Source organism: Clostridium sp. JS66 (assembly GCF_033561535.1).
Lineage (GTDB): Bacteria > Bacillota > Clostridia > Clostridiales > Clostridiaceae > Clostridium_AM > Clostridium_AM carboxidivorans.
The window spans coordinates 2,320,264-2,332,634 of the sequence record NZ_CP131467.1; the positions used below are offsets into that span (position 1 = coordinate 2,320,264).

The window sequence follows — 12,371 nt, forward strand, 5'->3', positions numbered from 1 at the left end:
AAAAAATATGATTTACAATCGTAAATCATATCCGAAGGATAATGAGAAAATATAAAATTATTTGTATTATATTCCAAAGTCTAATAAAAACCTATAAATTAAGACAATCTATGTCTAGACGTGGTAACTGTTGGGATAATGCACCTCAAGAATCGTTTTTCGGTCACTTTAAAGATGAGGCATACTTAAAGTTATGAAAAACTCTAGATGAGCTTAGAAAAGAAATCAAGGAATACATAATTTACTGCAATAATTATAGATATCAATGGGCATTAAAAAAGATGACTCCTGTTCAATATCTCTCATATATTTGAACTTTTTATACAGGAAATATATAATAAAATTATGTGGAAATTTTATGGTTGTAAGTTATTATTTTACTAAAGCTGCAATGTCTCTGGATGGATTCCATTTTAATAAACAGAAAGGAAAGTACATACTTATGGAAAGTTTAATTACTCTTGAAAATGTTAGTAAAATTTATGGAAATAAATGTGTATTGAATAATATAAATTTAAAAATTGTAAGAGGCCAAAATTTAGCCATCATAGGGGATAATGGTACAGGCAAAAGTACATTATTAAGAATAATAGCAGGTTTGAGCAGTTTATCTAGTGGTAAAAGAATTTTGTGCAACAATGGGGATAAACTTAAAATTGGGTATGTTCCAGATCGTTTTCCTAAACTAAATTTTACTCCATCTGAATATATTTACTATATGGGAAAAATAGAAGGATTTTCTCAAACTTACATAGATAAGTGCTCGAGTGAATTATTTCAAACCTTTAATATTGATTTAATGAAAGATACTCGAATAAAATACCTATCCAAAGGTACAATTCAAAAGGTTGCTGTTATACAAGCCTTTATGTCTAAACCTGATATATTACTATTAGATGAACCACTTTCAGGACAGGATAATAATTCACAAAAAAAGTTTATTGATATATTACAAAAATTTAAAATAGAAGAAAGCTGTATTGTATTAGCATGCCACGAAATGAATTTGGTTAATAAGTTGGCAGATAAAGTTATAACAATTAAAGATGGTAAAATTATATGGGATATACGTAATAAAAATAGTAATTATAAAAATATGTTGATACGTTTTAAAGCATGCGAAGGATTTGATGCTAATATGATAAAAAAGTTTAATGGCTTATTAAGTATAGTAGAAAATGGACAATTAGTTAGTGTTTTAATAAATAAGAAGTATAGTGATATTGCTATATCTAAATTATTGCAAATGGGTTATAGTATTGTTTCAGTAAATGAAAGTAATCTATAATTTAGAAAGGATAAGTTAATTATGAATACTTTTAAATATTTAATGTTGTACTTTTTTCAAGATTACAAAAGATCTTACAAATACATTGCTCCTTTATTGGTATATATTGTTCTAATTTCAGCCATGTATTCTAATAAACCTGCCTATGTAATGAGTTCGTACGCAGTTACATGCATATGTATATATGCAATTTCTGCATGGCTATCTTTTGGATTTATTGATAATGAATATGTTGTACAGCAGCAATTAACTATTTTACATATTAAAAATGAAAATATTTATTATTTATGTAAAGTATTATTTATGTGGAGCTTTATTCTCATATTAGACATATTTACAGTTTATTATCCAATTTTAAATGGTGCTTTTATTAGAAAAGTTGTTATATCAGATATTATAATTGCATTAATTAGTCATGCAATTGTTGGATTCCTTGGGATTACTGTTGGAAGTTTATTTAGTTCTAGGTTAGTTAAAGACAGAAAAATGGCAATATTATTTTTAAACCTGCTTATCATTGTTTCAACTATGGAAAAACCTATTGTTCAATCATTTCCATTTTTAAAATGGATAGGTGTGATATTGCCACCTGCATATCTGATGATAGATAAAATTGGTTCAATAGATTATATAAATATAGGAAACATATTTAATATAATATTTACTTTTGCAATAGGGCTAATTTATTTGCTGATTTTGATAATACTATTTATAAAATGCATGAAGAAAAAATTGTTTTAGTTTATTATTAACCAATTAAAAAATTTTTTATGGAGGTCCTTATTATGAAAAAAAGTAAAATTATTATTAGGAGTTTTATAATATTTATAATTACTTTATCTTTATTTTTTATATTATCCAATAGGTCAGTTGTCTACGCATTTAATTGCTATACAATAAGTTTTTCAGACTTTAAAGAGATATCTAAAAATGTTTATGTGGAACCTGATACTGCCAATGGAGAGGCAAGCAATATATTGAATACTATTTCTAAATCTAAAGATACTGTGGCTCAGTTGTATGGAAACTTTAATGCTAAACCTGTTTTTATAATTAGCGAAGATCAAGCAACGCTAAAAAAGTATGGAGTTGAAAATAAAACAGGGGCTACAGAAAAAACTATATTTGGTAGTTACATAGTTTTAGGGCCAGATGGTTTAAATACTAATGTAATTTCTCATGAACTTACTCATAGTGAATTAGCATGTAGAATTAATAAAAGCAAAATCACAAAAGTTCCTGTGTGGTTTGATGAGGGAATGGCAATGCAAGTAGATAATAGGCCTCAATATTCTGAAGAGCAATGGGTAAAGAAAACTGAAAATGGTGTGAAGGTAACTAATATGAAAAATTTAGACTCATATGCACAATTTTATGCAAGTGATTTAAAAACAAGAGTGTTCAATTATACATTAGCAAAACATGAGGTGCATAGATGGTTATCTGTCGTAGGACAAAAAGGTTTATCAAAATTAATAGAAGATGTTAATAATGGCTGCGATTTTTATAAGTCTTATAACGCCATTGAGGCAGGAAAGTAATAGCTGTTTACTTATAACACTAACTTTAATATGAGTAAGAAAATTTTTATATATTAATATTATTTAAGTATATCCATAAGTTTCATCAAATTGGAAATTTCATAAGTAGGTTTAAATTTTGTTGTGTTTGCAATTTTATTTGAGTTAAGCCAGCAGGTGTCAATACCTGAATTTATACCGCCCTGTATATCAGAGGTTAAGCTATCACCTACTATTAATACCTTGCTTTTGTCAGTATGCTTTATATTATTTAAAGCAAGTTCAAATATTTTAGAATCTGGCTTGGACACTCCTACTTCTTCAGATATAACTATATCCTCAAAAAATTTTGCTATAACGGATTTTCTTATTCTTTTATTTTGCACATCTGTAAGACCGTTAGTTACTATACTAAGCTTATAACTTTTATGCAAACTTTCCACAAGAGATATGCTATCATCATATAAAAAGGATGCATTAGCTAAATGCTTCATATATGATCTGGCAAATTTAACCTCATCAAATTTAAGGTCCAATTTATCAGATAATCTCTTAAATCTTTCTACCTTTAATTTTTCTTGAGTAATTAATCTTTTCTCAAATTCTTTCCAAATGGCTTTATTTATATCGCTGTATATTTTCAAGTGGTAATTTTCATCATATTCAATATTAAATTCAAGCATGGCATTTTTAAAAGCATCTCTTTCAGATCTTTTAAAATCAAATAAAGTTTCGTCTGCATCAAATATTATTATTTCGTATTTCATAATTAATCCTCCAATTACTTACTTTTTATAATTGTAACATATATTAAAGCACTCATATAAGGAACATTCTGTTAAAGAAAATCATTATAGAGTTCTCCTTTGCTTTACATTACTTTATAGATAAGTTACCATATTGATATAAATTATGATATGACATATGTCCTGTTAAGGAGGGTTTATGGAAAGAATTTCGAACAGTGAACTTTTGAAGTATTATTTTGTTAAGTATGATATAGAAAATATATTTGATGATAATATAATAAATTATGTACAGCTTCATTTTTATCATAAGGATGAGGTTATATTAAAAGCAGAGTCCGAACTTGAATATTACTATTTGCTTGTTAAAGGAAAAGTTAAAATATCCTATCTTTTTGAAAATGGAAAGTCAATGCTTTTAAAGTTTTACAAGGAATTTAACATTATAGGAGACATAGAACTTCTAAAAGATAAGCCTGTACGCTGTAATGTTGAAGCAACAGAAGATACTTATTTAATTGCAATACCTTCAACTGTAATCAGAAAAAAGTATATGAATAATGTTAATTTTTTACATCATTTAGTAGATTCTTTAAGTGAAAAGCTTGAGGCAACTATTAACAATACATCCTATAACTTTATATATCCACTTACTAATAGATTGGCTAGCTATTTAGTTGAGCATATAACAGATAAAAGCAGTATAGTTTTAAGTTCATCCTTTAAAGAAATAGCTCAATTTCTAGGAACAACCTATAGACATTTAAATAGAACTTTTAAAGAACTTGAGGCTGAGAAAATTATAAAGTGTGAGAATACAACAATACATATTCTAGATGAAGCTAGACTTCGAGAACTTTCTAAAAATTTATATATGACATCTATATAATTAGTTGAGAGATGATAAATATTAAGGTTATGCCACACTATGCTTACTTTACGAATTACAGATTATATAAAGTTAATATTGAGATGATAATTTTTTATGTGGTATAATCTATTTAATATAAATATGACCTTGAAAGTTCTTGATATATACTGACTCTTGTAGGATCATTTTTAGAAATAAATATAGAAAATGTTGAAGAATAGAAGGAGGAATAGCTGTGGAAATTTTTAGATCAGTTTGTCCCTATGACTGCCCTGATACTTGTGGTCTTATTGTTCATGTTGAAGATGGAAAAGCTGTAAAGGTACAGGGAGATCCTGAACATCCTTTTACAAGGGGAACACTTTGTCCAAAGATGGCTCATTATGAAAAAACAGTTCATTCTGAAGGACGTATTTTAACACCACTTTTGAGAAAGGGTGCTAAGGGCAGTGGTGATTTTGTGCCTATATCCTGGGATGAAGCTATTGAACATATTAAAACAAATTGGAAAAAAGTTATTGATAAGTATGGGTCAGAGGCAATACTTCCATATTCATATGCAGGAACTATGGGATTAGTTCAGCGTAATTCAGGTCATCCGTTTTTTTATAGTTTAGGTGCTTCAAGACTTGATAGAACTATTTGTGCACCAGCTAAAGAGTGTGGATGGAATGCAGTTATGGGAGAAACTATGGGGCCTCACACTAAAGAAATACAGGAAAGTGATTTAATTATTTTATGGGGCATCCATGCAATAGCAACGGATATTCATATTATACATGATATAAACATAGCTAAAAAAAAGGGAGCAAAAGTATGGTTAATTGATACATATGAAACAAGTACGACTAAAATTGTTGACAAAGTTATTGTAGTTAAACCTGGTACTGATGGTGCTCTAGCGCTTGGAATGATGCATGTAATGGCGGAAAAAAATTTAATTGATAAAGATTTTATAAATAAATATGTACAGGGATATGAGGAACTTAAAGATACTGTTTTGCCAGATTACTCACTAGATAAAGTAAGTGAGATAACTGGAATTGATGCTTCAGTAATTGCAGATATAGCAGTACAGTATGCAAAGGCTAAAGCACCATTCATTAGACTTGGTAGTGGTTTGTCACGTTATGGTAATGGAGCAATGACTGTAAGAACAATTACCTGTCTGCCAGCACTTGTTGGTGCATGGGGAAAAGCTGGCGGTGGTCTGCTTACATCTGTATCTGCATCTCATGCTTTTGATAAAAAACTTGTAACTCATGAAGAATTTCAAGAAAAAACAACAAGAATTATAAATATGGTTGAATTGGGTAATGCCCTAAATGAATTGAACGATCCACCTATAATGAGTTTATATGTATATCATTCCAATCCAGCAGCAGTAGCTCCTGATCAAAACAAAGTATTGCAAGGGTTGGCAAGAGAAGACTTATTTACAGTAGTTCATGAGCGCTTTATGACTGATACAGCAAAATATGCTGATATTATTTTGCCAGCAACAACTTCTCTTGAACATAGTGATTTATATAGTGCTTATGGTTACTACGCTGTACAGAGAGCCTATCCAGTAGTATCTCCAGTAGGTGAAGCAAAATCCAATTTTGAAGTATTTAGCTTATTAGCAGATGCAATGGGAATAAACAAACCTTTCTTTAAGCAGTCGGCGGATGATTTAATAAATACTATCCTTGAAAAACCATCTTCATGGCTTGCAAGTACTAAAATTGAAACGTTAATTGAAGGGAAACCATTAGAGTTACCACTTTCTGAGGGATATAAGACTCAATTTAAAACTTCTTCAGGAAAAATTGAAATCTTAAATCCAAATGAGGATGAGCCTTTACCAGGATATTTTAAACCTCATGGAGATGATGCAGAATTTTGGTTAATAAATGCTCCAGATCCACGATTATTAAACTCTTCCTTTAATGAAAGAGAAGAGCTAGTAAAAACAAATAAAATGATTTTACAGGTAAATCCAGAGGATGCTTCTAAAATAGGATTAGAAGATGGTGAACTTGTTACTGCCTATAACGAAAGAGGAGAAGCTGACTTTAAGCTAAGTATCACAACTAAAGTCCCAAAAGGAGTTGTTGTTACTGAGGGAGTTTGGTGGCTGAAAAATACACCAGGAAATCGTTCTGTTAATACACTTACTTCCCAAAGGCTTACAGATCAGGGAAAAGGAAGTACTTTTTATGATGTTAAGGTAAATATTAAATTGCATCAAAAAAGCATCAGCAATTAATTTAAAGGGCGGATTGTAAATATATTAAAAATAATAATCTAGAGAAAGAAAGTGAAGTAGAGCTGTTACACTAAGGAATTTATCTACAATATGGTGTTTTGTAAATTAAAAACTAACACAACACATTGTAGTATTTATTCTTAGTGCCACAGCTCCTTAATTATAGCTTGTTAGTAATTTTATTAATAACTTTTGTTTCATAATATAAGAATTTTGTGACGCTCCCTTTACATTTTAAACTTTATTTTGCTTTTGTCTCTATTAAAAATTAATTACCATTCCAATGATAGATTAGTTGTACAACGCCAGAAGAGAATGTTCTTGTATTAACCATTTTTAAATTCAATCTCTGTTTTATATCAATAAACAACGGTTTTCCTTCTCCCAAAATAACAGGGTGAATAGATAATCTAAATTCATCAACAAGCCCTAAATTTATAAAAGTTGTAATAAGACTTGCTCCTCCATATAGCCAAATGTCTTTACCAGGTTTATTCTTCAATTTATTTACTTCTTCAAGAATATTTTCATTTATAAATATTGCTTGATTATCAGTACCTATTTGTGTTCTGGAAAATACATATTTTTCTTTACTATGAACCAATTTCCAAATTTCTTTTTCACTATTAGAATCTTCATCTTGGGGAATATATTGTCCCCATAAATCGTAACTTTTTCTACCATATAAAATAGTGTCAATTTCATTCAAGAAATTAATGAACCCCATATCAGCGTCCATAATGCACCAATCAACTTCTCCATTTTTTCCTTCAATAAAGCCATCTAAAGTAATTGCTAAATCTAAAATTACTTTTCTCTGTTTTACGTTATTTGACATAATTCTTACTCCTTCTTATGTTTTTTTTAAAACTTTAATTGTGACACAATATTTTACAACTGCGAAGCAACTGATATATAATAAATTATACTACTATTCCCATGCATTTATATGTCTTTATAAATAACAGCATAACTAATTTTAACATGTTCCCTTAACTGCTTTGAAAATGGCTTAGCAACATGTTTAAAAATATTATTATGTGCTAGAATGTTTAATAGGAATACAAGACATCTTCAAAAAATAATAAGTCTATCTACTAGTCTAATTATTTTTTAGATATTTAAACAGGAGTGAATAAATTTGTTTGAAATAAATGAAGAAGAAAGAAGATCGGTAATAAAGAAAAATAGTAAATTAATTGAACAATTAAAGGAAAGTCTAATATCCTCTAAGACAAGCATAGAAACTAAGACTTTAAATATGCAGTATAAGCTCCAATTTAATATTAGCCGCAGAGTAAGTGAAGCTTTTTTAGAATTAAAGGTGGGAGAGGAAAAACTTTATGTAGTAAAGAATATGAAGAGTTTTTTAGAGGCAGTTATAGAGCAGAATGATCTGGAGTTTGGTAAAAATTTTACATATAGCTCATATTTACACAATTTTAAGGATGAAGACAAATTTATTCTGAGTATGCTTAAAGATCTATATGAAATAGATAGGGCTGCAGAGGGTATGATAATGTATGGCTATCGTTATAGCAAAACACCAAGATTTTTAAGTGGAAAAAAGGCAAGGTTTACGGAAAATAACTTAAAAAAATTTCTTGATAATATAGGAGAAAAAGCTATAGATTTGGTCATAAATGATGATAACTACAGTGAAGTTAAAGTGGCAAGAGAAAATTTTCCTTTAGAATTTAAATTAGATAGCAAGGGAAATAATATAATTTTATCTCAAACTTCAAAGCTGCCTAAAGCTTTAGTGAAAAGTGGAAACTATTTTTATTATAATAACAAAATATATATACCAACAGATGAACAGGTAAGGGTTTATAAGGCACTTTACAATACTTTTACTGAACAAAGAAGTTCCGAAATTACTTTTCATCAAAATGAAAGTGAAGAAATAGCTTCTTATATAATTCCAGCCTTAAAAAAGATAGGTACAAAGGTAATAGTAAATAACAGTATTAAAGAGAAATTTTATGAAGAACCTTTAAAGCCTTGTCTTTACTTTGACAAGGATAGAGATGCTGTAGTTTGTGATGTGATATTTAAATATGGAAATGTAGATATAAACCCTTTGAGAGATAATGAGACGAGAGAAGATGGTAAGGTATTGGTTAGGGATATTGAAGAAGAGGCAGCTATAGTAGATACCTTGACTGCCTTTCAATTTGAAAAAAGGGAATTTAATTTTATTTTAGAGGATGAGGATAAAATTTTAGATTTTGTAGGAGAAGGCCTGGAAAAACTTCAGGAATCTGCAGAAGTTTACTATTCAGGTGCCTTTAAAGATATAAGGATTTATACCTCCCAAAGCTATAAATCTAACATAAGATTAAATGATGAGGATCTTTTGGAATTTACCTTTAATATTGATGGGGTAAATAGAGAAGAATTAAAGCATATATTTGAAGCATTAAAACAAAAGAAAAAATATTACAGACTTAAAAATGGAGGCTTTATTCCTCTGCAAGCTAGTGAACTTCAAAATATATCAGATATGATAGATTATTTAAACATTAAGACTTCAGAACTTACAAAGGATCAAATAGTTCTTCCTAAATATAATTCTGTTTACATAGATACAAGTCTTAAGGAAAACAACATAACCTTTGTACAAAGGAATAGGAAGTTTAGAGAACTGATAAATAATATAAAGGATATTGGTGACATTGATTATACAATTCCAGAAAAACTGGATAATACTATGAGAGGTTATCAAAAATTTGGATTTAAGTGGTTTAAAACTCTTTCAAGCTGTGGCTTTGGAGGTATTTTAGCAGATGAAATGGGTCTTGGAAAAACCCTTCAAACTATAGCTTTTATAAAATCAGAAGTAGATGAAAATGAGAAGAAACAGCCTTCTTTGGTAGTGTGTCCTACATCCTTAGTATACAATTGGGAAAGTGAAATAAATAAATTTCAGCCGGATTTAAAATGTTTAATTGTATCAGGCAGTAGGGATGTAAGAGAAAGTCAGTTAAAGGAGATGGAGGATGCGGATATAGTTATAACCTCCTATGCACTTATTAAAAGAGATATAGAAGAATATAAAGCTATAAAATTCAGACACTGCTTTTTAGATGAAGCTCAAAATATAAAAAATCCTAAATCTTTAAATGCTCAAAGTGTAAAATCCATTAAAGCTGACAGCTATTTTGCACTAACAGGAACCCCTATTGAAAATTCTATTACAGAATTATGGTCAATTTTTGATTTTATCATGCCAGGATATTTGTTAAGTCATGGAAAGTTTAGCCAAAAATATGAAACACCAATTATAAAAAATGGTGACAAAAAAGCTTTAGGGGAATTAAATAAACATACTAAACCTTTTATTCTTAGAAGGCTTAAGAAAGATGTTATAAGAGAACTTCCACCTAAAATTGAACATAATATGGTGGTGGATATGACAGAGGATCAAAAGAAGGTATATGCGGCATACCTTCAGCAGGCTAAAGAGGAAGTAAATAATGAAATAAGAGATAAAGGTATTAATAAAAGCAAAATAAAGATACTTTCTATAATAACAAGACTTAGACAAATATGCTGTGATCCCTCTACCTTTATAGAAAACTATGAAGGTGATAATGGAAAAATGGAAGCTCTTAAGGACATAGTACAGGATAATGTAAATGATGGGCATAAAATATTGTTATTTTCTCAATTTACATCTGTGCTTAAAAATATTGGAGATATGTTTAAAAATGAAAACATAAAGTATATGTATCTTGATGGCAGTGTAAAAGCAGAAGATAGAGGAGAAATAGTTAGAGAGTTTAATGAAGGAGAAATTCCTATATTTTTAATATCTCTTAAAGCTGGCGGAACAGGACTAAATCTAACTTCTGCAGATATAGTGATTCATTATGACCCTTGGTGGAATCCAGCAGTAGAAAATCAGGCCTCGGACAGAGCTCATAGAATTGGACAGAAGAAAACAGTAGAGGTTATCAGGCTTATTGCTAAAGGAACTATAGAAGAGAAAATACACAAAATACAGGAGAAAAAGAAAGAAATAATAAATGATGTTATAGAAGAAAATGCTGGAGAGGAAATTTTGCTTTCTAGTATGGAAGAAAAGGATATCGAGGAGCTTTTCGGTTAAATAAAGCATTTAAAATAACCCTTGAGAATGTAGGTTTACTTCCCAATAAAACATTTTAATGATTTATTGGGAAGTATGTTTATTTAATTACTAATTTTCTTGTAGTAGTAATTAGTAAAAAGTTCAATAATGAGATACATATATGTTATAATTTAACAGTAAGTAAATTGAATTTTGTCACGATTTTATTTACAGATTCAATAAAATTGAAAGAAGGAAAAGTTAAATGGACAATTGGTTTACAATAGATCATATTGATAAAGATACACATATCATCAGTGAATACCGCCATTGGGAGGAAACACATGCTTATCTTTTAAATGGTACTCAAAGAAGCTTATTGATTGATACTGGTCTTGGCATTTGCAATATTTATGATGAAGTGTTAAAGCTATCTGATAGACCGGTAACTGCTGTGGCAACTCATATTCATTGGGATCATATTGGTGGGCATAAGTTTTTTCCAGACTTTTATGCTCATGAGGATGAATTAAATTGGCTTAATGGAGAATTTCCACTAACCTTGGAACAAATCAAGGACATGGTAGTAGATCGCTGCGATTTGCCTGAAGGTTATAATGTGAACAATTATGAGTTTTTTCAAGGTACGCCTACAAAGATCCTAAAAGACAATGATATCATTGATATAGGAGGACGTTCTATTCAAGTGTTACATACACCCGGCCATTCACCAGGACATATATGTTTTTTTGAAAAGGAACGTGGTTATCTTTTCACAGGTGATTTAGTTTATAAAGATACTTTATTTGCTTATTATCCTTCTACTGATCCGAAAGCTTATTTGAAATCAATTGAGAGAATTGCAACACTCCCAGTAAAAAAGGTTTTTCCAGCGCATCATAGTTTGGATATACATCCAGAAATACTTATTAGAATGCGGGATGCTTTTAGAAAGCTGGAATCGGAAGATAAATTGCATCATGACAGTGGTACTTTTAAATACAAAGATTTTGCCATATGGATATAGTTTTAAGTTATAAAAGACAGCATGAGTATAGCAAAAATACAAATTTATTAAAATTATTGTAGTATAGTTATTTAATGAAATATAGATATGATATAATTAATTAAAAAGGTAAATTTACTATATATAGTAATAAGGAGATGTTTTATCATGTCATTTACCAGTTGTTTAATTGGAGGAGTTATATTTGCAGTAGGAGCAGCACTTAAAGTTTGGCCACCAGAAAATATAAATAATGCTTATGGATATAGAACACCATTTGCTATGAAGAACAAAGAAGTATGGAATGAGGCTAACTATTTTTGCAGCAATATGTTATTATGCATTGGTATTATGTGTGTAGTAATATCAATATTGTGTAATATAATTTATAAAAATGATATTGATATTGGAAGTAAGATTTCAGAAATAGTATCTGTAACACTAATTATATGTTCTATACCCTGCACAGAAATTCATATAAGAAAAGTGTTCGATAAAAATGGTAACAGAAAAATATAAATTGTAAGCATTTGTATTTTTAAAATTGATTATAAAAATGAATAATAAACTAGAGAACCGCATTATTCAATAAAATAATGTGGTTCTCTAGTTTA

At 29.2% G+C, this 12,371-nt stretch carries 10 protein-coding genes and 1 pseudogene; 9 read left to right on the forward strand and 2 right to left on the reverse strand.

Annotated features, from left to right (window positions below; all coding sequences use genetic code 11):
• Positions 1-71: 71 nt before the first annotated feature.
• The 4 genes and pseudogenes from Q6H37_RS10940 to Q6H37_RS10955 all read left to right on the forward strand — a co-directional run.
• Positions 72-314 (forward strand): annotated as a pseudogene (locus tag Q6H37_RS10940) (IS3 family transposase); the annotation flags it as partial.
• A gap of 44 nt (positions 315-358) precedes the next feature.
• Entirely contained in the window at positions 359-1,288 is a 930-nt protein-coding gene (locus tag Q6H37_RS10945) for an ABC transporter ATP-binding protein (protein ID WP_318741836.1), read from the forward strand.
• Between the two features lie 21 nt (positions 1,289-1,309).
• Entirely contained in the window at positions 1,310-2,029 is a 720-nt protein-coding gene (locus Q6H37_RS10950) for a hypothetical protein (protein ID WP_318741838.1), read from the forward strand.
• A 44-nt stretch (positions 2,030-2,073) separates the two neighbouring features.
• A complete protein-coding gene (locus Q6H37_RS10955; protein ID WP_318741840.1) occupies positions 2,074-2,829 on the forward strand; it encodes a hypothetical protein in 756 nt (251 codons plus the stop codon).
• A gap of 59 nt (positions 2,830-2,888) precedes the next feature.
• On the opposite strand, the gene Q6H37_RS10960 is transcribed toward Q6H37_RS10955, so the two are convergent.
• Complete coding sequence (locus Q6H37_RS10960) at positions 2,889-3,575, reverse strand: YjjG family noncanonical pyrimidine nucleotidase (RefSeq protein WP_318741842.1); 687 nt, start codon at positions 3,573-3,575, stop codon at positions 2,889-2,891.
• Between the two features lie 178 nt (positions 3,576-3,753).
• On the opposite strand from Q6H37_RS10960, the gene Q6H37_RS10965 reads away from it, so the two are divergent.
• Both Q6H37_RS10965 and Q6H37_RS10970 read left to right on the forward strand, forming a co-directional pair.
• A complete protein-coding gene (locus Q6H37_RS10965; protein WP_318741844.1) occupies positions 3,754-4,443 on the forward strand; it encodes a Crp/Fnr family transcriptional regulator in 690 nt (229 codons plus the stop codon).
• A gap of 217 nt (positions 4,444-4,660) precedes the next feature.
• Positions 4,661-6,676: a molybdopterin-dependent oxidoreductase gene (locus tag Q6H37_RS10970; protein WP_318741846.1), complete on the forward strand. Its 2,016-nt coding sequence runs from the start codon at positions 4,661-4,663 to the stop codon at positions 6,674-6,676.
• 268 nt (positions 6,677-6,944) lie between these two features.
• Here Q6H37_RS10970 and Q6H37_RS10975 read toward each other — a convergent pair whose 3' ends face one another.
• Positions 6,945-7,514: a dihydrofolate reductase family protein gene (locus Q6H37_RS10975; protein ID WP_318741848.1), complete on the reverse strand. Its 570-nt coding sequence runs from the start codon at positions 7,512-7,514 to the stop codon at positions 6,945-6,947.
• Between the two features lie 486 nt (positions 7,515-8,000).
• Here Q6H37_RS10975 and Q6H37_RS10980 point away from each other — a divergent pair, with 486 nt between their 5' ends.
• The 3 genes from Q6H37_RS10980 to Q6H37_RS10990 all read left to right on the forward strand — a co-directional run bounded on the left by Q6H37_RS10980 (position 8,001) and on the right by Q6H37_RS10990 (position 12,276).
• Positions 8,001-10,790, forward strand: coding sequence for a DEAD/DEAH box helicase (locus Q6H37_RS10980; RefSeq protein ID WP_318742982.1), 2,790 nt, complete (start codon positions 8,001-8,003; stop codon positions 10,788-10,790).
• Positions 10,791-11,016: 226 nt separating this feature from the next.
• A complete protein-coding gene (locus tag Q6H37_RS10985) occupies positions 11,017-11,778 on the forward strand; it encodes an MBL fold metallo-hydrolase (RefSeq protein ID WP_318741850.1) in 762 nt (253 codons plus the stop codon).
• Positions 11,779-11,925: 147 nt separating this feature from the next.
• A complete protein-coding gene (locus tag Q6H37_RS10990; protein WP_318741852.1) occupies positions 11,926-12,276 on the forward strand; it encodes an SdpI family protein in 351 nt (116 codons plus the stop codon).
• Positions 12,277-12,371: the final 95 nt, after the last annotated feature.